Below are 21857 nucleotides of genomic sequence, written 5' to 3'. Positions count from 1 at the left end.
TGTGGTTGGTTGAGTGACCTGAAAAAAGTAAATCAGAACAGCCGGCCTCTACGATAGACTGCCGTGTTAGACAGGTGTTCGGAGAGCCTTTTGTGCCTAAAAAAGCAGCTATTCTAGTTGATTAACGACCGGATGCGAGAAGATCAGAGGCTGTTAAGCCGATGCTTTTCGAGGATGCCGCAAAGCATAGCCTGTGCTTGCAGCCTGTGTTCTCGATGACGTTCACGGGCGGCATCTGGACGACCTTCACTAATCGCTTGAAAAACAACCCGGTGATCTTCGTTGGATTTAACGGGCAGGGGCCTGATGAACAACGTCGTTACACGCGCGCGGCGGACTTGGTCGCTCATCATGGCAACAATCGCTTCGACTCGTTTGTTGCCGCCCAACCGAACGAGCTCTTGATGAAACAACTCGTCTGCCTCTGCCCACGCTTCAAGGTCTTCGGCTTCGATGGCTTGGTCCATCTTCGCAATTGATCCAGCGAGTACCGCCAGTTCATCTTCTGAATAACCCGCTTCGGCAGCGCGCTGTGCCGCGAGACTCTCAAGTTCCGTCAGGATGTCGTAGATTTCACGCATATCATCTGATGAAACAGGCAGTATCCGAACGCCCTTTCGGGGTCGCATTTCCAGCAACCCCTTACTTTCCAACATCAGCGCAGCTTCCCGTATCGGGGTGCGGGACATGCCAAGGGTCTCGGCGAGTTCCGACTCCAGATGGTCAGTTCCGGCCGCAAGTTCGCCAGACAGGATCATCCGCCGCAAATCCCTAACAGCGCGTTGTGTATTGGAAAGAGTTTTTGCGTCCTGATCCTTCACGGTGTCTCCAGGTTGATTTTTCGTCCTTCCGCAGCTGAGAGATAGATATTCTCTTCAATGCGGATCACATCCAAATAGTCTCGGGCCGTGTTTTCCAAAGGCGTGCCCAGTAGAAGGCCCGAAATAACGTGACTTTGCAAGGCGTGAACGCAGTCTCCTCCAAATCCATCATGATCGCTTGGAGGTAGAATCTGCTGTCTCTCCTGTTTTCCAAACGCGCGGAGGTCAACGGAACCGTCGCCGTAAAGAACTAGTGCTCCTTCCGTTCCTTCGATGAGAGCTTCGCCCATGGTCTGACGCGGGTTTTTGGCGCTGTGGTCAAGGCATCTGTTGCCATCGAACAGAGTTTTCAAACCGTTGGGGTGGTCAAACAGGATATAACCTGCGTCCTCGCCCGCGATAACGGGGTTAACTTGGCGCAAGTCCGCATAAACTGCGCTGGGCGCATCGAACAAAAATCGGAATGTGTCTACCCAGTGAACCGCTGTCTCATGAACTAGGAAACGTGGCATTTTCTGAAAGTACGGCTGCCGGTCCAGGTAGGCTCGCGGTCCCTGTCCGTCGCCGGGCCGAAGCCGGAAAGTCGCTTGTAGAGGTGTTCCAATTCGACCCTCGGTCATCGCCACCTTGATTGCACGATACCAAGGCTGAAAGCGAAAATTCTCATGCACGACAATAGTTGCACCTACCGCTTCAGCCTCTGAAACGATCTTCTCCGCTTCATCCAGAGACATGCAGAAAGGTTTTTGGCAGATCAGCCATTTTATGCCCGAATGCAGCGCAGTTCGAATGGCGTCGGCCTGCGCCACAGGTGGAAGAATGATGTCCACGAGATCTGGTTTTTCCGCCTCCAGCATTTTTGACAGATCATCGTAAGCGGCCAGTCCTGTTTCCTTCGCCTTGTTGATATCACGGTTGCAGGATGCAATCAGAACCGCTCTGGGCAATCGGGACCAACTTTCGTAGTGGAACCTACTGAAATACCCCGCACCCACACACGCGACCCTGATGGCTTGTTGAGTATTCATGCCCGCAATGCTTCCAATACCGATGAGGCTGCGTCCTGCGTTCCGGCGGTGCCACCTAGGTCATGAGTCAGGTTCTGTCCGTTCGCAGTCACCTTTTCCACGGCTTCACGCAACCGTTCGCCGTCGTTGGACAGGCCTGGGTGATCATGGGTCAACCCCAACCATTCAAGCATCATTGCTGCGGACAGGATCATCGCAAAGGGGTTGGCAATACCCTGTCCTGCAATGTCTGGAGCGGAACCATGGCAGGGTTGGAATACAGCGTGATTCAATCCGATATCCGCTGACGGAGCCAGTCCAAGACCGCCCATGAGACCTGCACCAAGGTCGGAGAGGATGTCTCCGAACATGTTCTCGGTCACCATGACATCGAACTCCCAAGGTTTTTGGACCATCCACAGTGCGGTGGCATCAACATAAGCATGGTCTGCCTGCAAATCGGGATGTTGGGCGGCTTCTGCATCAAACATCGATCTGAAGAATGCAAAGGCGCGGAATACATTGGCTTTGTCGACACATGTAACTCGACCCTGACCGCGCCCGGTTCTTTTGCGGTTCTGGGCGAGTTCAAACGCGAAACGGAACAGTTTTTCGGACACCTCACGAGTGATCAGCAGAGTTTCACGTGCTTCGTCTTCGGTAACTTCGCCAGCGCCTTGGGTGAAGAACAGTCCTTCTGTGCTTTCGCGTATCAAGACAAAGTCGATCTCTTTTCCGGGAGGCAGCGCCAAGGGGGTCATTTGTCCACTGCTTACCTTTACTGGTCGTACACCAGCGAAAAGTCCCAGTTGCTTTCGCAGATCGATTTGCGGTGAAATCTCGGTTCCGTCAGGGTATCGAACATCTGGCAAGCCCATTGCAGACAGCAGAATCGCGTCAGCGCTGCGTGCAGTTTCGAGTGATCCAGCCGGAAACGATTCTCCAGTTTTGGCGTAGTGGCCTGCACCTGCCGGCGCGTCTGTAAACGCCAGTTCGTAGGTGCGGTTGCCGAGCGAGAGGTGGTGCAGAATTTCAAGCGTAGGGGCCATAATTTCAGGGCCGATCCCATCCCCGTGGAACACTGCGACATCGTAAGTCTTTTTCATTTTGGCCCGCTTCCTTCCCGTTTCGCATTCATAGCGCGATAGCAGCTTCCACTACAGTCCGTTGACAACGCATTCTTTAATGTATACGCAAATAAATGCAACAATAAACGCAAAGTTGTTTGGGAGGACTTGGAAATGAAACGAAAACTAGGGCGGTTGGTGGCCGCAGCGGTGTTGGCGACCGGTATTACTGGGACGGCGTCTGCGCAGGATTACCCCTATCGTGATATCACCACAGCTGTGGTCTGGGGGGCCGGTGGCGGGACGGACACAATCAACCGTATGATCATGGCTGAGATGGAAAAACACCTTCCGGTCTCGATCAATGTGATCAATCAAACAGGTGGTGTCGCGGGTTCCAACGGTATGGTCTACGTCATGAACCAACCAGACGATGGCTACACATTGGTTGGCCTGTCAGAGTCTAACGTCACCGCTGCCGTGCAGGGTGGTTGGGATAAGAAATTTGATTTTTGGTACCCGTTTATCGTTGGCGGATCACCTGATCTGATCTCGGTCCCGGCAGACAGCCCTTACAATACTCTGGAAGAACTGGTCGACGCTGCGAAAGCTGCTCCTGGGACTATTCCGGCTGCGGCTTCCGGCGCAGGTTCGATCCACCACTTGAACCTTCTGGCCATCGAAAAAGGATCCGGTGCAGAATTCAAGTTTGTTCCATACAAAGGCTCAGCGCCAGGGCAGGAAGCAGCGATAGCGGGTGAAGTTGCGTTGGTTGTGACTTCTCTAGCTGAACAGGCCGCGTTGATCGAAGGCGGTCAACTTAAACCGCTTGCGATGTTGACGCCCGAAGATGCGCAGATCGCAGGGGCAACAGTGCCTTCTGCCTTTGGCATTTATGACGGTCTCGATCAGTATTTGCCGCTCAAGCAGGCCATCGGGTTTGCAGTTCACAGTTCAGCCGGGGACGACGTAAAGGCCGCGCTTGGTAATGCCTTCGAGCAAGCGATTGCCTCCGACACCGTCGCTGAATGGGCCACTGCAAACAATTATGATGTCGGTGGTCAACACGGCGAAGAAGCTCAAGAGCTGTTTGCGAACCTCGAAGCTACCTTTGCCTATACCTTGCAAGATCTGGGCGCAGCGACCGTAGATCCGGCATCGCTGGGTATCGAGAAGCCATAATCCTATCACTTTTTCAAGGGCGCGCCTGATCGCGCCCTTTCTGACAAGAGGCAGGCAATGGACAAACCTGACGATACACTGATCATGCGGGCGCGCGATTTCTGGGCATCGATTGGTCTGATAACAATTTCCACTTTTTTCCTTTGGAAGACGTCGGACATCCCGCTTTGGGGTGAAAACCGCGCAGGTGTAAATGGGTCTGATTGGTACAACTCGGCAGCAATTGTACCGCTGTTCATCTTCGGTGGATTGCTTGTCTTGTCCTTCGTGTTGCTGGCGATTTCGATCCGTTCAGGAGGAGCCCAACACGCGCTCAGTGCTTTAGGGGTCGGATGGGATAAGTCGGAAGCCTATCGAGCTTCAACCATAGGCCTGATTCTTCTTGCATATGTCGTCGGGCTGGTTCCCAGAGTGGACTTCATTCTGTGCTCTGGGTTGCTGATCACGGCTTTGACTTACGGTTACTACGGGGGTCATGCGCGGCGTGCTTTGGTGGCTTGTATAGCAGTTGTCGTCGCCGGTTTGTTTGCGTTCGCCGTGTTTCCTGCTCAGGCGGATTGGAATGCACACGCTGATGATTGGTTCACACTGGCCTTGTGGGTGGCGTTAACACTAGTGGTATTGACCAAAGCGGCTTCAGAGCGCGTTTTGCGGTTCGTTCCATTGGTAGCAATACTTGCCCCGCTCATCCTCGTTTGTGCGATGGCCTTTGTTTTCCGGCAGAACGTGCCCGCGCGCGGCGGGCTGATCTTCAAGCAAATCGAATACCACTACTACGTGACGCTTCGTCCGCTGTGGAAAGACTGACCGGATGGACTTTATCCTTTCGCAACTGGCTGGGTTTGGGACCGCATTCGTGGGCCTGGCAGTAGACCCGCTGACCTATCTGTATCTGATCGCTTCCGTGTTCCTGGGCATCACGTTCGGCGCATTACCCGGCCTTACGGCAACCCTGGCTGTGACGATCCTGACGGGTTTCTTCGGCAACAAAATCCCGCTCGACTATTCGCTCATCGCTTTGCTCGGGGCTTATGTCGGCGCGATTTACGGCGGCTCTTATCCGTCTATTTTGCTGAACATTCCGGGCACGGCAGCCAGCGCGGCGACTGCCATGGATGGCTACCCTCTGGCCAAAGCGGGTCGAGGGGGCGAAGCACTTGGGCTGACCACGACGGCCAGCTTCATTGGCACAGTTATCGGGACCATCACGCTTTTGATTTTCGTGTGGGCTCTGCTCTTGGTTTCAAAGAACATCGCAAGCCCGGAGAAAGCATTGCTGGCCCTGTTCGGCATTCTGCTTTCTGGCACTTTGATGAGCGAAGACCTGGTGATTAAGGGATGGATCGCCGGTTTGATCGGGCTTGCGATGTCCATGGTGGGCCTCGACCCTCTGTTGTCTGAGCCGCGCTATACTTTCGGCTGGTCCTATCTGATGAGCGGGTTTCAGGTCGTGCCAGTTTTGATGGGGGCCTTTGCCATTCCCCAAATCATTGACGGTTTGAGGCACGTTGAGGCCGGGAAAGTTCTGGCCCTGAAAGGTCGCATTTTTCCGAACCTTCGCTCTATTCGGCTCTACCTGCGTACCATTGGCCGGTCAGGGGTGATTGGGACTGGAGTAGGAGCGCTTCCTGGCGTCGGCGAAGATGTCGCCGGTTGGGTCAGCTACGGTGTTGGCAAGACCGTTTCTGCCGAGGGCGACAAGTTTGGAAAAGGGTCATTGGAAGGTCTGCTGTGCTCTGAAACAGCAAATAACGCCTGCATTGGGGGCGCGCTGATCCCGCTTTTGGTTTTGGGCATTCCCGGTTCACCACCCGCCGCGGCTTTGATGGGGGCTTTCAAGATCAACAACGTGATCCCAGGTCCGACGATAGACCCCGAGATCATTCTGCGCGTGGTTGCAATTTTGGTGCTGGCCTCCCTGACAATGTTCTTAATGGGCATGTTCACTGCTCGGGTCTTTATCAAAATACTCGCCATCCCGCAGACCATCTTCTTGCCCGTCGTTATGGTTCTGACAACCATTGGGTCTTTCAGCGTTGGTGGTGGCATCAATGATCTTTATCTGATGCTTGGCGTCGGCGCGGTTGCCTATTTCATGAACCTGATGAAGTACCCAATCGCGCCGTTGGTGATAGGCGTTATTCTGGGTAGCCTGTTTGACGAAACCTTCCGTCGGTCGCTGTTCCTGTCGGATGGGGATCTTTCGGTCTTCTTTTCTCGGCCTGGTGCGGCCATTCTGCTGGTGCTCAACATTGGTCTGATCCTCAGCCAACTGCCCGTCGCGAAACGGGCTTTCTCACGCCTAAAAGGAATTTCAGTCTGATGTTTGCGGTTACTGTCACCTTCACTCTCAAGCCCGGTAATAGAGATATCTTCTTGCCACTTATGGTCGAAAACGCTTCAACTTCTTTGCGTGAAGAAATCGGATGCCGGCAGTTTGACGTATGTCTCGGCGACGATCCTGAGACAGTTTTTCTCTATGAGGTTTATGATGACAGCGTGGCGTTCTCTGCCCACCTAGAAAGCGCGCATTTTCAGTCCTTTGATACGGCAGTGGCTGATATGATCGCCACCAAGGTAGTTCACCAATACTCCGAGGTCATCCGATGAACGATTGGGAAATCCATGCCGTGAAATACGCGGACCGCAACGCCCGGACGCGAGCTGATAGTTTCATCATCGATGATAATCACGACGCTCCCCATGCGATGGACTATTTCGTTTGGGTGCTCAAACGCGGCAACAAAGTCATTCTGGTCGATACTGGCTACGACTCCGATGAGGCTGCCGCTCGTGGTCGTCCCATCGCGATGGATCCTCGCGAAGCTCTGCGGCCTCTAGGCATCGCGCCGGAAGCGGTGACTGAGGTCATCGTGACCCACCTTCATTATGACCACGCAGGGGGGCTGCATATGTTCCCTAACGCGAAGTTGCACATGCAGTCGGCGGAAATGGCCTTCGCTACAGGTCCCTGCATATGCCACGATCACCTGCGTGCTCCTTTCACGGCTGGCCATGTCTGCGAGGTCGTAAAGCGTCTCTATTCAGGCAAGGTGGTGTTCTACGATGGAGAAGCCGAGATTGCAGATGGGGTCACGGTGCACTGCATCGGTGGGCATTCGCGCGGGTTGCAATGCGTGCGCATAAGAACGGCGGCCGGGTGGATGGTACTCGCCTCTGATGCCTCGCATTATTATGAGAATTTCATGGCGCGCAAAGCTTTTCCTATCGTCGTCGACCTGCAAGACATGATGGATGGTTTCGAGACACTTGAGAGGTTGGCCTCGCATCCTAGGCTTATCGTGCCCGGCCATGATCCACTTGTGCGTGAGGTATTTCCCGTAGGCGCGGCACCGCATATCCATAGGCTGGATCCAGGGCCGACGCGGGACATTGAACTATGAAAATCGGTGTCATAGCGGACGACTTTACTGGTGCGAGCGATATCGCGAACACCTTGGCGAAGGGCGTTGAGCCGGAAGGTGGGTTACGAACGGCTCAATTTCCGGGTATTCCGATGACCCCAGCCAACGAAGAGATCGAGGCGGGCGTCATCTCGCTCAAGAGCCGCACTGCACCGGTCAAGGAAGCCGTTGCAGACAGTTTGAGTGCCTTGAGGTGGCTCGTGGACCAAGGATGCCAGCAGTTCATTTTCAAATATTGCTCGACATTCGATTCCACGATGGAAGGAAATATCGGCCCCGTTGCGGAAGCGCTGGCCAACGAACTGGGCGCGCAAAAAGTGATTTTCTGCCCGGCCTTTCCGACAACGGGACGCACGGTCTATCACGATCATCTTTTTGTGCTCGGCAGGCTGTTGAACGAGTCCGGGATGGAAAATCACCCTCTTACTCCGATGACGGATGCCAACATTAGGCGTTGGTTGCAGCATCAGACCCAAGAAGCGGTTGGGTCGGTGTCAATTGACGCCGTGAAGCAGGGACCAGAGGCGATTTCTGATGCGTTGCGGAACGCAGACGGGCGCTTTGTGATCGGTGATGCGATTTCGGATGAAGATTTGTTGGCCTGGGGCGAAGCTCTAAAGGATGCCAAGCTCATTACTGGGGGGTCGGGTATAGCGCTGGGTCTACCAAGAAACTTCCTGAGAGAGGCTTCATCCAAAAGTGTTGGCATTGCGTTCACTGGTATCGCAGGGCCCGCCGCTATCCTTGCAGGGTCTTGTTCAGGTGCGACACGCGGGCAGATCGATGTTCATGCGGAATCCAATCCGACGTTCGCCATTGATGTTCCAGGTGTCATGTCCGGGGATGTGACCACGCAAACGCTTCTGGATTTCTTTGAAACGCATCCGGGTCAGGCGCCGCTCGCGTATTCATCAGGAAGCCCGGATGATGTGCGCGCGATCCAAAGTCAATTCGGTCAGGAAGCTGTGGCGGAAAAGCTGGACAATCTCTTTGCTGAAACTGCCCGGGAACTTGTCCAAACGGGCTATAAGCGCCTTGTCGTTGCCGGAGGGGAGACGTCGGGAGCTGTCGCCAAGGTCGTATCTGAGGCACTGGGGTCTCCTGCCATGTCAATTGGTCCAGAGATCGACCCGGGCGTGCCAGTCTTGAGCGTTGGAAAAACTGAACCCATTGCGCTGGCTCTAAAGTCTGGAAACTTCGGCGCTCCGGATTTTTTCGCCAAGGCCCTCAGAATGATGGAGGTCGGTAAATGAGTTCTGAAGAACTGGCGCTGCGACAGCAGATGTCGGAACTGTGCGCCTCGCTGTTTGCGCGTGGCTTTTCCGTCGGCACTGCGGGCAATGTCTCTGCCCGGCTGCATAACGGAATCCTTATGACACCTACCAACTCGACTTTGGGGAATATCGATCCCGAGCGCATCGCCAAGATTGACTTGGATGGCAACCACGTCTCCGGGGACAAGCCGACCAAGGAAGTCTTTCTGCATCAAGCCTTCTATGAGACAAGACCAGAAGCGGGCGCCGTGGTTCATCTGCATTCGACCTGGGCCACCGCACTGTCGTGTCTGGAAGACACCGATCCAGACGACTGTATTCCACCGCTTACACCATACGTGGTCATGCGCGTCGGCACGGTCAAACTGGTTCCATACGTCAAGCCGGGTGATCCGAAATCCGGTGATCTGATCCGCGAACTGGGTGGGAAATTTAGTGCGGTTCTGTTGGCCAATCACGGACCTGTCGTATCTGGAAAGGACCTCTTCTCGGCGGTCTGTGCAGCTGAAGAGTTGGAAGAAACAGCCAAGTTATTCTTGGCACTGCGAGGTATGCCAACCCGGATGTTGGATGTAGCTCAAGTCGCAGAACTCAAAGATACTTTCGGAGGGATGTAATCGGTCACCCTGGGGGTGTGTGCAAAATTTTGGGAAAATCGTGCAAAATTATGCGCAAACGTCGCGCAAATTTATAGGCGAGCACACTTGAATTTCATGAATGAAATCAATGACTGGAACGCAGCGTTATGCGCAGACCTACAAGCAATTTATAGGCGCGCGCACAGTACTTCGCGCACCTAATAAGTTTGCGTATTTTGCCAATAGTTCATCATCTTCATGTCTGCCATCGCCCTCGCGACAAAGCTTTTGTTTCGGTAAACCGCGCAATACGTCAAAGTTCACCGACTACTCGACCAGGGAAATTTCGTGGTTGCTTTTAGCCATGTAAAACAAGACGAGGGCGATTGGGCCGTCTTTGACTTGTTCCGGCTGAAGCGTGGAAAGATCGACGAACATTCGATGTTCAAGAACAGATCGGCCCGAAAGAGACCTGGAACAACTTTGGCAAATTCTAGGGGAGTAGAGTGTAACAGCTTATCTGGCGTAGGCCGATGATGATTTCTTTCTCAGGCAAAGGCGCGTTGATGTCGGGTCAACATTCCAGAAATCGAATGGTTGTCTTTGACTGAACCAGCGCGATAGTCTGATTGCATCTAAGGATTGGCGGAACATGTGTGGAGCTTTGAATGAACAGGTTGGTGTTATCAGCAATGGCATTGATCTCCACTGGCGCGGTGTGGGCCGCCGGTATGGAACGGTGGGGTGAATCCGGCGACTGGACAATCCTTATTGATGCCGAAAAGGGCAATGGCTGTCTTGCGTGGAAGCCCTTTGAAAATGACATGACCGTTGAAATCGGCGCAGCACCTAATCAGGACGGCGGCTTTTTTGCCGCTTTTAATCCGGCCTGGGTGCAAATCGAAGAAGGTGCGACCGGGATCGTACAGTTCGATTTTGGTGATGCGAGATTCGAAGGCGAAGCGGTGGGTGTCTACAAGAATGGCGTGCCCGGTGGTTACGCCTTTTTCGACAACCCGGCATTTGTAACCGAGTTTGGAAAACGCCAAAGCGTCACGATTATTGGCGAAAGCGGGACCGAGGTTGAACTCGATCTCAGCGGGTCTGCCAAAGCCATTGAGGCCGTTCTGACGTGTCAGGCCGAACAGCCGGAACCACTAAAGAACTAGGTCGCGTCAGATCACTGCAATTGGTTGATATCAGGCACGCAGGGTTGCCTCTCGACAGGCATAGCATCGGCGCCGTCTGGAGCTTTGTTTCTGGACCCGCCTACATCCAGCTTGAACTTTGGCGACGAAAGTTGGCCAGTCACATCAAAGGGCCAAGCGCTTCTGGATAAGGGTTTGCCAACGCGCCGCGGCTCAGCTCTGATCGCAATGCTGTCGTTCAGCCAGTCCACTTGTCCTCTGGCCACTAATTGAACCGATCCCGTTTCAATGACGATAGAGTTTGAACTGACTCGCCCGGCTTGGATATTAACCGGGGCAACCACGCAAGTGATGTCGGTGTAGCCTTGTCTGAACTCCTCTGAAAACAGCCAGGGGAAAATGCCCAGCCCTGCCAGTTCCAATAGGCTGGTGCTGATATAGCCCTGCGACATCGACAAAGACGCGTTGCCGCGCATCGAGTTGATGAAGGCTTTGCCAGAGCTGGTGCTGCCAGAAACGTTGAACTCTCCGCTCAAACGGCCATAGGCATCAATACCAATTCCCAATTCATCAAGGATCTCACCGAATTCCCATCCCGAGGTTGATCCCGACAATGAAAGCCAATCGGGTGAATCAATCAGGTCCATGACCGCCCGAAGGCTGAAGTTTCCGCCACCGTAAGCCATCTGAAGGGGGCCAAAATCCACGATTCCTTCTTTTGCTGACAATTGGCTTGCAACAGACGTTACACCTTGCTGGCCTACAATCTCTTTGAATTCGATCTGTACCTCGACGTCAGCTTCTCGTAGCACGCGCTGCACATCCAGAAGATCGGCAGGTTTCCCTTTTTCCTTTGGCAATACCAAGGGCTGCACGTCTGTCTCCTTCGGTAAAACTAAAGGTTGCACTTCGGCTTCAGGTTCTTTTGACGTCTCCCCTACCAGACTTTTCAGTTGGTTCAGCACGGCAGTCAAGTTCTTCAGGTCGTTGAGATCGAGCTTTTCGCTCGTGATGTTGCCCCGAACAACAGAAGTGCCCTCGGGGAAATTTGCGTTCAAAGTCGCAAGGAGATGCGAAGACCCGGCTTCGAACTGGATTGCGGCATCAAAGTCCTCGCCCTGTTTGGAGGTTTCAGCATCGATAGCTAGTGCCCCGAGCTCGACAGGTTGTAGATTAACTGCTGTCAGAAACTCGACGCTGTCGTCGACATCCAATTCCACATCAAAATCGAGACCGGCCAGCCCTTTTAGCTCGTTTACGGATAGTGCAAGATCAAGCGCCCAGAGATCGGTGTCGTAAGTGGTCGCGTTAAATCTGTTGAGAGAAACCGGCCCGCCCGCATTGGATACGTTGAAGTCGGCTTTGATGCCGCCGAACTGGTCAACGTAGTCTTTATCGAGGTTGGGCAAAATCAACTTGGCGGGCCCGTTTAGCTCCCCATCGAAAGTCACGTCCTGAAGCTGAAGCAGATCGAGGATTTCACCTTCGGCTTTCAGGACAGGCTCTTCAATTGGACCGGCTTGTAGCGCAATGCCCAGCATGGCGAGCCGTCCGTCTGGCATGCGGCGAATACTTTCGATTGAGGCTGGGCCGATTACGTCCAGCCCTTGGTCAAATGCATTGGTTTGGAACAGCAACTTCTCGAATTCGAAGGAAGCCAGGGATCCGACCATATGCATTTCAAAGCCAGTGAATTTGAGTTCCTGGATATTTTTTGCTGCTGGCGGAGGCTGCCCTTCGGGATGAAGTCGCGCATTGAAAAGCAGATCAACGCCTTGAGCGGTGTAGAGGTCATCTATTGAACCTTCAGCTTCAAGTTTTTGCCCACCCTCCAGGCTTACAGTTGTTGTAAACGCCTCGATCTTCAGAGCGTCCTGAGACACGAGTTCTGCTTGCAGCTGACCATTGCCTTCTAAAACGCGTTCCAATCCTATGACATCTAGAAAGTCACCGAATTCTCCGGTGTCCATCTCCAATACAGCCCGATAGCCGCCCCCTTCGTCTGCCGATAAGGGCTCGCCATCGTAGCTGACGGTTATTTCTCCGAAATTGGCCCGTGTTGTAAACGGTGCGTCATGGGGGTAGTCGCCTTCGATTTCGAAGCCTTGACCGTTGACGGAGCCGGAACCAGCGACCTTTGTTCTTTGTCCATTATCTACTTGTTCAAGCGCGAGTGACTGAAGGTCAAACACAAACGAGAAGCCCGAGACCTTGTCGTCGATGTTTAACCCGATTGACGTGAAGCTGACGTTCTTGTCGCTCAGGAAGTTCAGGATTCCGCTGCCTTCTGTGTCGTTCTCATTGGTACTATCAGCGCTAGCGACATCTTTTGGACCATCCGCTGATACAGTTTCCTCGGACACTGGTTTGGGTGTTGGCCTGTCTTTTCGCCAGCTTGTGGTGCCGTTTTCGGCAGTAAGAATATTTGCTTGGAGGCCTTCCACGACGAGATTGTCAAAATGCAGACGCCCGTTGGTCAAGGCGATAATATCCAACTCCAGTTCTAACAGGTTCAATTCTACAAGAGGTGACTCCGGCATTGTCAGGCTCGGGATAACCACCTCGCCGACGTAGATGTGACTAACACGCCCAAGCGCTACGCTCACATCATCGTTTACTAGAAGGGGCCGACCAATTTGTTCCGAAAGAACTTTTTCTACAAGGTCGCGCCGCATGTCCGAGAACATCGGAGCCGCAAGCAACAACCAAACAAATGCGACCGTTGTGAAAGCGAGAATTGCGACAAGCCCAATTATTCTAATAAGCCAAACCTTCATGCGCTCCCCTATCGCCGCTTTCGCCGTTCAGTCTTTCACGAGCAGCAATTTAGCCCACCAGCTTGAACGCTCGTTCTGAAACATATTCTGATCAATTGGTTCGTGTCACTAATCGTCTCTGATAACCCCGCCAGTCGCCTTGATCCTTCCCATCAATACACGTTCTCTATTGGTTGAAGCCTCTTCGGAAGTCTGGATTGGTCCAAAAGTCTGAACGTCATCGACCTTCATAGTGAACGCAGCCTTCATGAGGACAGTACCATCAACAACCAGCATTTCCTTCTGCGTCGGCTCGATCCTGATTTGACCAGTTACAACGATGGGTTCGTAGAACGTTGATGGCGTCCATGAAGCGCTTAGGTGCAAACGCACCATCTGGTTCGGAGGTGGAGGTGGTACGTGGCTGCACATTCCACGTTCCGGCACGATATATGCCATTTGGGAACCATCTTCGTCGCGGGGTGCCGGGATCACAAAACCGCCCAACGAAACGATCATGCCGTCGATGTCGATGTTAGCGGCCGTGCCCGCCTTTTCACGTCTTTCCATCACGACCCAGCGTTGGGAAATCAGCCAGTTCGCATCAACGCCTTCCTCAGCAAGGGTTGCTTCGGTCGCCTCGATATCCACTTGAAGCTGGTCCAACAGCTCTGGCGACGACCCGCCTTTTTCTTGCTGCGCGCGCAACCGGACCAATTTTCGAAGCTTGTTAAGCTGTTTGCCCGTCAATTCGACGAATGGATCTTCGTAGTTCTGAGCAGTTTCATCGATCAAGTCAGCCCATTCGATACGTGTAACTTCTGAGTGAACCGGCAAAGCCAAGAAAAATGCGAGAACTGTTGGAACAAGTGTCAGTTTGGCTCGAATTCTCATTTTGAGAAGTTCCCATTTGTAGAGCTAGGGATGCGCGGGGTGCCGAGGTAAATTCACCCCGCGCGACACTCAATCGAGTGTATTCTTGTAGATCAAACCATCTTTCATGATCAGGTCGATGTTGTTGGTGTAGTCGACCAGGATCTCGGCATCCTCGACCGGGTTTCCCTCGACCAGCAGCAGATCGGCGTACGCGCCCTGTTCGATCACGCCCAGCGGACCTGCTTGATAGGGGTTGAGTTTTCCTGACAGTGCCAGAAGTGCGGCCGATTTTGACGTGGCTTGTTGCAGGATTTCGTACGAAGTCCACGCCTCCAGCCGGTATTTGAACTCATCATTCTGCTTGGTCAGAGCCACCGGGTCGCCGATGATATCGGTCGAGAATGCGACGTTTTCGATATCGTATTCTTTCAACAGTTTCATCTGATTGCGCGCACCGGCCTGAACATCAAGGAATTTGGGAGCTGCCGCAGGGCCAAGCGCCTTCTTGACAACTTCCTCATCAAGCCCAAGCAGAGAATAGAGCGGGACAATCCAGGCGCCAGACTCCTTGATGGCCTGCGCCGATACTTCAGTCATCAGTTGCCCATGTTCTATGCTGATGACGCCCGCTTCCAGTGACCGCAGGATCGAGTCGTCGTTATAGGCGTGGACCATGACATAGGTCCCCCAATCAGCCGCCGCGCGAACCGAAGCCTCTAACTCTTCTGGCAATCCTTGAACGGTGTGCAACGGATCAACCGAAGATGACACACCACCGCCTGCCATTACCTTGATCTGCACCGCGCCCATGCGCAGTGCTTCTCGCGTTGCCCGCAGTACTTCGGGCACGCCATCGGCCAGGAACTCGACGTGCTGGTTAAAGAAAGACGGCTGCGCCCCCATGAAGTTCGGGTGGGGTTCGGTGTAGACCCGGTGCTCGCCATGTCCGGAAGTCTGCGAAATGACTGGCCCTGATGCATAAATCCTTGGCCCCACGGCCTTACCGCGGTCTATAGCTTTTTGCAGACCAATTGCCGGGCCGCCCGCGTCCCGAACGGTTGTGAACCCACGCAGCAGCATTTTCTCGGCTTCAATTGTGGAAACCGCGCCCCAGTACATCCAGTCAAAGTTGTCCCTCAAATCTGCGACGGGCTCGGTGATTGCCATATGCACGTGAGCATCGATCAAGCCCGGCATCAGTGTTCGACCTCCGCCGTCAATGATCTGAGCATTGGCGACGACCAACGGTTCTGACGACACTTCTGCGATCAGGTTGTCCACGACCAGAACGTTTGCGTTCTCAAGTCGCTGTTCATCGACACCGTTAAAAACGTGCACATTGGTAAATAGTATTGGAAAGCTCTCTTCCTGCGCCAAACCTTGGCCCGCGATTGCCAGGCTTGCAGAAAAGGCTGTCGTGGCCACCAGGTGTTTGAGTTTCGGCGTCATCGAAGTTCTCCAAATGCGAATCACAGATGTATATTTCTGAATGTGATTTTAGAGTGATCGCCGAATATTGCCTGACAGTATGGCAGATTTCGCCAAACTGATTTGGCATTCTGCAAGCTTTTGGCGCCTTTTTGTGTGTTTACTGTCTTTCTGTTGTTACCTTCATGATATTCGAGGGCGACATGGACGCATTTGACCAAAACACAAAGAAGGCCTTGCCGTTGGTTCGGGCATCGGTTGCTGCACCCGTGGTAGCTGCTTTACGTGGTGCCGGTGTTGAACCAGCTTTTGTTCTGGACCCTCTGGGCGTGAGCGAAGTTCAGGTGATGGATCGCCAGAATTTCCTGCCACACGAGACGATTTATAAAATCCATCAGGCCGCTGCTGATGCAACAGCACCGAACTTCTGCGCGCAAGTTGGTCAATCAATTGACCTTGTTCGGTTTTTACCTCTTGGTGACATGTTGGCCGAGGCGTTGACGCTGGGCGACTTCTTTACGCGCTACGCTCAAGCAGTCTCGAAAGAATCCAACGCGGTCACGCAATCGCTGCTTGTGGAAGGCGAGCACGCTTATTTCAGTGCTAAACGGAATTTCAACATTTCGGTTTCCCCCGGACAGACCGACGCATTTCTGGCGAGCATTTGGATATCACTACTGCACCGGGTTATGGATTTCAGGTGGGATCCGAGCCAAATCATTTTACGGGTAAGCGAACCAGACGTGCTACCTAGGCACTTTCATGGTGTTCAAGCCATCAAGTGCAGCCCACAGGGATTTTCGATCCGGTTTCCCTCAATCTGGCTGAGCCATCAGTTGCTATCGGAAACATTGGAAAACCCGTCAGACCTGACAGGCGCTACCCCCGAGCAGCATGCGCCTCAAGATTTCTTAACCGGGCTTCAGGGCCTAATCCGAATTCATCTTGGCGAGCCAGGATTTGGTGTAAACGAACTGGCGCGCCTATGCGGTTTCCACCGGGAGACATTGAACAATCGGCTGGTCCCTTACGGGCAATCGGCCTCTCAGGTCATATCTGGCGTCAAACTGGAAGAAGCAAAGAAGCTGCTGGGTCCAGCAGGAAAGTCCGTTAGTGAGACCGCACTGCGGCTTGGCTACGCAGACCCCACTGCGTTTTCGAGGGCCTTCCAAAAATGGTCAGGAATGTCGCCGTCAGCTTATAGGAATTTGGTGAAGGCGCGGGCCTGACCATCTCGGTGCCAATGTTGATCGAGGTTTTTGTGCTCACCACAAGATTGCACCAATTAGTGGTTTTAAATGCTCGGCAGGAAGATCGCTGTACTAATCCCAAGTAATTGTCAGTGACCTTGCATCCTTCTTGTTGGGCTTGAATTTCGTTCATCGAAGTACACTTTTGATTGGAAAATAACGATTTTATTTGAGTGGTTTGCACGACGCCGTCGACATCCCAACGTTCTGTTCTTTGATCATGCCTGCGACCTGCGGTTCCGTGAAATAGCTCTTTCGCATCCGTTTGATTCTTCAAAAGGTTGAGCAAACTCTACATTAGAACGAGGGACGATTAGGGTGGCAGATCACCAGGGGCGCAGCTTTGCTGCGGCTGACTTGTCATGCCGTCAGCAGCGAAGGGCATTGAACGAGTATCCAAGCGAATTGGCTCCCTTTCCCGCCCAATATTTTACCATGGCTACATTCGCTTGAATGTTTAGGGCTCAGCCGTCAGCCTTTTGGCTCCCAACCAGCGTCTTTCATTGCCCGCCCGAGTTCCTCGCCGTGTTTGGGATCAGCGAACAGTCTTTGAAAAAGCAAATCAACGCGACTTTCGGGCCATTCGCGCGAAAGTTTTTTTGACAGGGTCTGCGCTTCGGTGACGTTGCCCAGCATCTGATGTGCCGCCATCAAGTAAGCGACCGAGACGGGCCCAACCGGGCCTCCTTTTTCGGCCACGTGTTCGAAGGTGGATACTGTGCCTTTGTAATCCTTGAGGTGGAACTTTGCAGACCCCATCGCATTTTGAAACACGTATCCCCTCTCTAGATCGATTTTCGAGAGCGCCTCTTTGCTGATGGAAACAACGTGCTCAAATGAGCCCGAATAGAGAAGGATCAGCGAGACGAATTCCAGCACGTGCACATCATTCGGGGCCAAGCGGCGCGCTCTCTCCGCGAAGTCCGTGGCTTCTGGCCAATTGCCTTTGGCGAATTCAACCCACGCCTTGGCAGCTTGGCTCCAACCTGTTTCAGGTGCCTGCTCGAGCGCCATTAGGGCCTGACTGTCTGCGTAGGCAAGCATGTCGCGGGTCAGGTCCGGATCCGGTGTAACCACTGCCATTGTCGCGGCGACCTGGGCAGCTCCGGCATATCCGCCGAAATAACTGGGGTCATTCTTGATTGCACCTTCGAACATGATCAAAGCGGCATTTAGCCGTGCGGGCTCTAGGGCAGGAAAAATCAGATCCCGTCCTGAATTGGCGAGGTTTACAGCTTCAAGCCGCATTGGGGATGCATCGAAAATGGCGCTGCGCTCATCTGGGCTAAGGCCATCCACCATTGATTGACCCGGCGCGTCCCTTTTGGGCGATGTCAGCATAAGTACCCCAGCGAACCCGACTAGAACGACAATCCCTGCTGCGCCAATGGCCGGACGATGCCATGCGCGGGCCTTGATATGCGGCGCCACTGGATTGTCAGGCATGCCCCCGCTGGGTACCCTTACTGTTATCTGAGGCGCATACCCCCCCTTGGGTAAGTCGAACAGTGTGTTCTCATTCCGGCCAGCGTCGGCATAGTACTCTGACAGCTTGCGCCTCAGGCGACCGGCGTCCACGCGTACAACGTTTTCACGGCGCGCCATCTCGGACATCGTTCCCCCATACACATCCATAGCGATGGTCTTCGCCCGGATATCATCGGCTCTGCCCCTCAGAGACTCTTCGACCACATAGATCAGGAAGTCCTGTAGTCGCTGCGAACCCGCAAAGGTGGAAGACTTGACAAGTCGCTGCAGCGCCGCCCGCACATCTTTGGCGTCCGGCGTCTGGTCCTTATTCACAGTCGGTGATGTATTTCCAGATATCTTCATGATTACAGAAGGTTAGACCTATGATTAAACCGTATTATGCCCCGATAAACCTTTTGTGAGAAGAAAATTCCGCGAACAGTTTGGGAACCATGTCGATCCAACAAACGAGCGTCAGAATTGAAAGGCTGTTCTCTTGATTCAGAATTTCCCGACCACCGATCCGCCATTGCGGATCTTCGGCGCGTGGATGCGGTGTTCGATGAGATTTGCCGTGACTACCAGCTTTTGTGTGCGGAGCATCTGTCAATGAATTCTGAACCTGGAAGTCGGTCATATCAGATTACTTGCGATATCCGCGAAACCCTAAGCGGTCTTCGGGGTGAAATCGCTCAGGCGCTTCGGCGCGCAGGAAAGATGTAATTCAAAAATGGGGAAGGGATACCGATGAAATCACTGTTGCAACATGCTTCGGTCATGGTGCTAATGGCTGGCGCCAGTTTGGCTCAGGACATGCCGCCCATCATTCATGATGGAGAGTTTCAGTTTCTTCGCGCGCAGTTCGGCGAAGAATGGGACGCTCAGGATGCGGAAATTGAAGCAAAACTTGCCGAGATCCGCGAAGCCAAAGGCGGGCAGCCCCCCAATTTTCTATATATTTTGATTGACGATGTAAGCTTTGGTCAGATGGGCAACCGTACGATGAACTACGTTACCGGTTTCGATACGCCCAACATCAACGACTTTGCCACGGAAGGTATGTCCTTGATGAGAATGTATACCGAGCCATCCTGCACTCCGACACGAACGGCCATGTTGACCGGTCGTCATCCCGTGCGTGCGGGCGTGGAAGAGGTCAAAGTCGCGCTGGTCGGCGAGGGGCTTGCGGCTGAAGAGGTTACCATCGCTGAAATTCTGAAAGAAAAAGGATACAACACGTCGCATGTCGGGAAGTGGCATCAGGGCGACATCGAGGAAGCTTATCCGCATAATCAGGGTTTTGACTGGGCGGCATTTCCGTTGCATCAGCAGGTCCAGCTTAGCCTGATGACACGGGATGCAATGGTGGCCAACAATATGCTCGGCTTTCATCCGTCGGGGCAGTCCAACCAGTTCCAGTTGGATCAGCGTTTCAAGCCATACGGCCTTGTAACTGGGGTTGAAGGCCAGGCCGGTGGGATTGCTCGGGAAGTCGACATGGCGCCCGGCGAGGAATGGACGCAGGCGAAATATGAAGAAATGAACCTGCGCTACCAGCGTCAGGCATTGGAGCAGTTAGAGCAGTTGGCCGCGCAGGATTCCCCGTTCTTTATGCAATACTGGCCGCTTTACCCGCTGAATTTTGCTTATCCTGATCAAGCCGTTTCAAGAAATGGTGGGTTCCATGCTGACAAGTTGCAGGTTTTGGATGGTTGGATCGGCGAAGTCTTGGACAAACTGGATGAAACGGGTGAGGCGGACAACACCGTTGTCATGATCATGGCTGACAATGGCTTGATGTATCATTACGAGGGTACTTCGGGACTGAACCAGTTGATCTATCGCGGGGGCAAGACCCAACACCTCGAAGGTGGTGTGCGCACGGATGCGTTCATCCGGTGGCCCGGTGCAATTAAGCCGGGCAGCGCGGCGGGCGACATCGTGCATGTCTCGGATCTGTTCACAACCTTCGCGCGCATTGCAGGTGCGACTGACCAAATTCCGCGCGACCGTGTGATTGACGGGATCGACCAGACCGCGCTGTTGCTTGAAGGCGAAGGCAATTCCCGCCGCGACTATGTTTATGTTTACGAAGGGCCGGTATTGCGCTCGGTGGTCAAGCAAGAGTTCAAGATGCATCTGGCTGCCCCCGGTCAACCCGGCGCTGCAGCGCCTGTGTTCAACGTTTACCGCGATCCACGGGAAGAGCATCCGCTTGTCGGGTATTCGTTGTGGTCGGGGGCGTCTTTCCAGGACATGGTAAAGCGTCATCAGAAAACCATTGCCGAACATCCGCATCTGCCGCTTGGAAAAGGCATCCCCTATGAAGGGATCGAGAACCTGCGTCCCGAGAGCGAATTGACCCGAGAGATTTTCGCTAGCTGGCAGTGACAAACGTAGGGCGGTGGCACACTGGCCGCCGCCGGCTCGATCGCCCACAACCGTGTGGTTTAGATGATTGCTCGCCGCTTGGAGGCAGGATCTCGGCCAGAATAGACTTCAAGGCACTCAGCTTCTGGAAAGCGGGCACTTGGTCGGTTGGTTATCATCCTCAGGGAGGCAAAACTCACGGCCCCGGTGTTGCCGTTTGCGAAGCGGCAATGATCGGGTGCGCTTCTGATTGCCCGACAATCTGGGCACCAGAGTCGAACAGCGGTTTGAAAGTTAAGAGCGGCTAAATTCCAAGGAAACTTCCATGCAACATCTGCAATTACTCGTTGCCGTGGCGCTTGCGACGGCCCTAGTCGCAACACCTGCGCCTGCTCGCGCTCAATCTTTGCCCCCACTGGGACAGGATGAGAGGGGGTGGCGACACGCGGCTTCGGTCTTCCTGTTTGCACCCCTGCGTACCACCGGGACATCCACTGTTGCGGGGCAATCAGTAGAGCTTGATCTGGATATCGGAGACGTGCTCGACGTGCTCGAGTTCGCGGCTTCAGGCCGGTATGAGGCATGGAATGGGAACTTTGGGATCATAGTTGACACCAACTATGTCGGCATAGAGCAGGATACCACATTGCCCAGCCCTTTGGGCGCGAGCCTTGATGTCGATGTACGCCAAAAGTGGTTTAGTGTTCTTGGCGCGTTCCGGGTCATGGACGGCACATATGGTGACAGCAAGAAACGCTATGCAATCGACCTGCAGGGCGGGCTGCGATACAACTCTATTCGCCAGGAAATTAAGCTGACAAACCCAGGTCCGGTAAGCCCACCTGTGTTAGGCGGGGATCAGAATTGGATCGAACCTGTCATTGGCGCACGCGGCATGTGGCGGCTGAACCAAAAATGGACCGGAATTGCATCGGTTGAGCTTGGAGGCTTCGGTACAGGGGGTAACGTCCTCCAAATTAGCGCGAATGTTGGATTCGACTACCAGCCGTGGGAAAACACGGCGCTTACTTTTGGATATCGGTATTTTAGCGTCGACTACAGTGACACGCTGAGTTCCGGAGAATTTGCCTATGACGTCGACCAGCATGGGCCATATTTTGGCATCAAGTATTTCATTCAATAAGCAAGTGCACGATCTTCGCGACTGCGGGGTTTCAGACCTGCGTCCTGGAAACGGTAGGGGC

At 53.7% G+C, this 21857-nt stretch carries 19 protein-coding genes; 11 read left to right on the top strand and 8 right to left on the bottom strand.

The window, feature by feature from the left end:
- Positions 1-143: 143 nt before the first annotated feature.
- From ACR0DX_RS18995 to ACR0DX_RS18985, 3 genes are read right to left on the bottom strand one after another with little or no spacing between them, the layout of a single operon-like run.
- The gene (locus ACR0DX_RS18995) at positions 144-821 is read right to left on the bottom strand and encodes a GntR family transcriptional regulator (protein ID WP_170353709.1); all 678 of its coding nucleotides are present in this window, start codon (positions 819-821) and stop codon (positions 144-146) included.
- Entirely contained in the window at positions 818-1849 is a 1032-nt protein-coding gene (locus ACR0DX_RS18990; RefSeq protein WP_480847081.1) for a Gfo/Idh/MocA family protein, read from the bottom strand. The genes ACR0DX_RS18995 and ACR0DX_RS18990 overlap by 4 nt, the downstream gene beginning before the upstream one ends.
- Positions 1846-2934, bottom strand: a complete 1089-nt coding sequence (locus ACR0DX_RS18985; protein ID WP_170353707.1) for an isocitrate/isopropylmalate dehydrogenase family protein — start codon at positions 2932-2934, stop codon at positions 1846-1848. Before ACR0DX_RS18985 ends, ACR0DX_RS18990 begins: the two co-directional genes overlap by 4 nt.
- Before the next feature lie 135 nt (positions 2935-3069).
- Between ACR0DX_RS18985 and ACR0DX_RS18980 the strand changes: the two genes are divergently transcribed.
- The 8 genes from ACR0DX_RS18980 to ACR0DX_RS18945 all read left to right on the top strand — a co-directional run bounded on the left by ACR0DX_RS18980 (position 3070) and on the right by ACR0DX_RS18945 (position 10523).
- Entirely contained in the window at positions 3070-4077 is a 1008-nt protein-coding gene (locus ACR0DX_RS18980; protein WP_170353706.1) for a Bug family tripartite tricarboxylate transporter substrate binding protein, read from the top strand.
- 57 nt (positions 4078-4134) lie between these two features.
- A complete protein-coding gene (locus ACR0DX_RS18975; RefSeq protein ID WP_170353705.1) occupies positions 4135-4884 on the top strand; it encodes a hypothetical protein in 750 nt (249 codons plus the stop codon).
- A 4-nt stretch (positions 4885-4888) separates the two neighbouring features.
- Complete coding sequence (locus ACR0DX_RS18970) at positions 4889-6400, top strand: tripartite tricarboxylate transporter permease (RefSeq protein ID WP_480847079.1); 1512 nt, start codon at positions 4889-4891, stop codon at positions 6398-6400.
- Positions 6400-6687, top strand: coding sequence for a putative quinol monooxygenase (locus tag ACR0DX_RS18965; protein ID WP_170353703.1), 288 nt, complete (start codon positions 6400-6402; stop codon positions 6685-6687). The genes ACR0DX_RS18970 and ACR0DX_RS18965 overlap by 1 nt, the downstream gene beginning before the upstream one ends.
- Complete coding sequence (locus ACR0DX_RS18960; RefSeq protein WP_480847076.1) at positions 6684-7481, top strand: N-acyl homoserine lactonase family protein; 798 nt, start codon at positions 6684-6686, stop codon at positions 7479-7481. Before ACR0DX_RS18965 ends, ACR0DX_RS18960 begins: the two co-directional genes overlap by 4 nt.
- Entirely contained in the window at positions 7478-8755 is a 1278-nt protein-coding gene (gene otnK / locus ACR0DX_RS18955) for a 3-oxo-tetronate kinase (RefSeq protein ID WP_480847074.1), read from the top strand. Before ACR0DX_RS18960 ends, otnK begins: the two co-directional genes overlap by 4 nt.
- The gene (otnC, locus tag ACR0DX_RS18950; protein WP_170353700.1) at positions 8752-9393 is read left to right on the top strand and encodes a 3-oxo-tetronate 4-phosphate decarboxylase; all 642 of its coding nucleotides are present in this window, start codon (positions 8752-8754) and stop codon (positions 9391-9393) included. Before otnK ends, otnC begins: the two co-directional genes overlap by 4 nt.
- Before the next feature lie 653 nt (positions 9394-10046).
- Complete coding sequence (locus ACR0DX_RS18945; RefSeq protein ID WP_480847072.1) at positions 10047-10523, top strand: hypothetical protein; 477 nt, start codon at positions 10047-10049, stop codon at positions 10521-10523.
- An 11-nt stretch (positions 10524-10534) separates the two neighbouring features.
- Here the strand turns inward: ACR0DX_RS18945 and ACR0DX_RS18940 are convergent, their stop codons facing one another.
- The 3 genes from ACR0DX_RS18940 to ACR0DX_RS18930 all read right to left on the bottom strand — a co-directional run bounded on the left by ACR0DX_RS18940 (position 10535) and on the right by ACR0DX_RS18930 (position 15583).
- Positions 10535-13279 (bottom strand): AsmA family protein, encoded by a 2745-nt coding sequence (locus ACR0DX_RS18940; protein ID WP_170353698.1) that lies wholly within the window; start codon positions 13277-13279, stop codon positions 10535-10537.
- A gap of 108 nt (positions 13280-13387) precedes the next feature.
- The gene (locus ACR0DX_RS18935) at positions 13388-14152 is read right to left on the bottom strand and encodes a DUF3299 domain-containing protein (protein ID WP_480847069.1); all 765 of its coding nucleotides are present in this window, start codon (positions 14150-14152) and stop codon (positions 13388-13390) included.
- A 69-nt stretch (positions 14153-14221) separates the two neighbouring features.
- Complete coding sequence (locus tag ACR0DX_RS18930; protein WP_480847067.1) at positions 14222-15583, bottom strand: metal-dependent hydrolase family protein; 1362 nt, start codon at positions 15581-15583, stop codon at positions 14222-14224.
- Between the two features lie 182 nt (positions 15584-15765).
- Between ACR0DX_RS18930 and ACR0DX_RS18925 the strand changes: the two genes are divergently transcribed.
- Positions 15766-16791, top strand: a complete 1026-nt coding sequence (locus tag ACR0DX_RS18925; protein WP_170527294.1) for a helix-turn-helix domain-containing protein — start codon at positions 15766-15768, stop codon at positions 16789-16791.
- Between the two features lie 492 nt (positions 16792-17283).
- Here ACR0DX_RS18925 and ACR0DX_RS18920 read toward each other — a convergent pair whose 3' ends face one another.
- Together ACR0DX_RS18920 and ACR0DX_RS18915 are read right to left on the bottom strand one after the other, a co-directional pair.
- Complete coding sequence (locus ACR0DX_RS18920) at positions 17284-18615, bottom strand: tetratricopeptide repeat protein (RefSeq protein WP_170353694.1); 1332 nt, start codon at positions 18613-18615, stop codon at positions 17284-17286.
- A gap of 64 nt (positions 18616-18679) precedes the next feature.
- Positions 18680-18919, bottom strand: coding sequence for a hypothetical protein (locus ACR0DX_RS18915; protein WP_170353693.1), 240 nt, complete (start codon positions 18917-18919; stop codon positions 18680-18682).
- A 110-nt stretch (positions 18920-19029) separates the two neighbouring features.
- On the opposite strand from ACR0DX_RS18915, the gene ACR0DX_RS18910 reads away from it, so the two are divergent.
- Both ACR0DX_RS18910 and ACR0DX_RS18905 read left to right on the top strand, forming a co-directional pair.
- A complete protein-coding gene (locus ACR0DX_RS18910; RefSeq protein WP_170353692.1) occupies positions 19030-20673 on the top strand; it encodes a sulfatase-like hydrolase/transferase in 1644 nt (547 codons plus the stop codon).
- Between the two features lie 304 nt (positions 20674-20977).
- The gene (locus tag ACR0DX_RS18905) at positions 20978-21796 is read left to right on the top strand and encodes a hypothetical protein (RefSeq protein ID WP_170353691.1); all 819 of its coding nucleotides are present in this window, start codon (positions 20978-20980) and stop codon (positions 21794-21796) included.
- The last annotated feature ends 61 nt before the right edge of the window (positions 21797-21857 follow it).

It is taken from the genome of Ruegeria sp. D3, from assembly GCF_056534465.1.
The sequence above is the reverse complement of the archived record's forward strand: the minus strand, read 5'-3'. Positions and strand labels throughout refer to the sequence as shown.

Bases quoted from the DNA above. Each gene is read 5' to 3' on its own strand.
- ACR0DX_RS18990 (WP_480847081.1), bottom strand. From the start codon at position 1,849: ATGAATACTCAACAAGCCATCAGGGTCGCGTGTGTGGGTGCGGGGTAT.
- ACR0DX_RS18985 (WP_170353707.1), bottom strand. From the start codon at position 2,934: ATGAAAAAGACTTACGATGTCGCAGTGTTCCACGGGGATGGGATCGGC.
- ACR0DX_RS18980 (WP_170353706.1), top strand. From the start codon at position 3,070: ATGAAACGAAAACTAGGGCGGTTGGTGGCCGCAGCGGTGTTGGCGACC.
- ACR0DX_RS18975 (WP_170353705.1), top strand. From the start codon at position 4,135: ATGGACAAACCTGACGATACACTGATCATGCGGGCGCGCGATTTCTGG.
- ACR0DX_RS18970 (WP_480847079.1), top strand. From the start codon at position 4,889: ATGGACTTTATCCTTTCGCAACTGGCTGGGTTTGGGACCGCATTCGTG.
- ACR0DX_RS18965 (WP_170353703.1), top strand. From the start codon at position 6,400: ATGTTTGCGGTTACTGTCACCTTCACTCTCAAGCCCGGTAATAGAGAT.
- ACR0DX_RS18960 (WP_480847076.1), top strand. From the start codon at position 6,684: ATGAACGATTGGGAAATCCATGCCGTGAAATACGCGGACCGCAACGCC.
- otnK (WP_480847074.1), top strand. From the start codon at position 7,478: ATGAAAATCGGTGTCATAGCGGACGACTTTACTGGTGCGAGCGATATC.
- otnC (WP_170353700.1), top strand. From the start codon at position 8,752: ATGAGTTCTGAAGAACTGGCGCTGCGACAGCAGATGTCGGAACTGTGC.
- ACR0DX_RS18945 (WP_480847072.1), top strand. From the start codon at position 10,047: ATGGCATTGATCTCCACTGGCGCGGTGTGGGCCGCCGGTATGGAACGG.
- ACR0DX_RS18940 (WP_170353698.1), bottom strand. From the start codon at position 13,279: ATGAAGGTTTGGCTTATTAGAATAATTGGGCTTGTCGCAATTCTCGCT.
- ACR0DX_RS18935 (WP_480847069.1), bottom strand. From the start codon at position 14,152: ATGAGAATTCGAGCCAAACTGACACTTGTTCCAACAGTTCTCGCATTT.
- ACR0DX_RS18930 (WP_480847067.1), bottom strand. From the start codon at position 15,583: ATGACGCCGAAACTCAAACACCTGGTGGCCACGACAGCCTTTTCTGCA.
- ACR0DX_RS18925 (WP_170527294.1), top strand. From the start codon at position 15,766: ATGGACGCATTTGACCAAAACACAAAGAAGGCCTTGCCGTTGGTTCGG.
- ACR0DX_RS18915 (WP_170353693.1), bottom strand. From the start codon at position 18,919: ATGACCGACTTCCAGGTTCAGAATTCATTGACAGATGCTCCGCACACA.
- ACR0DX_RS18910 (WP_170353692.1), top strand. From the start codon at position 19,030: ATGAAATCACTGTTGCAACATGCTTCGGTCATGGTGCTAATGGCTGGC.
- ACR0DX_RS18905 (WP_170353691.1), top strand. From the start codon at position 20,978: ATGCAACATCTGCAATTACTCGTTGCCGTGGCGCTTGCGACGGCCCTA.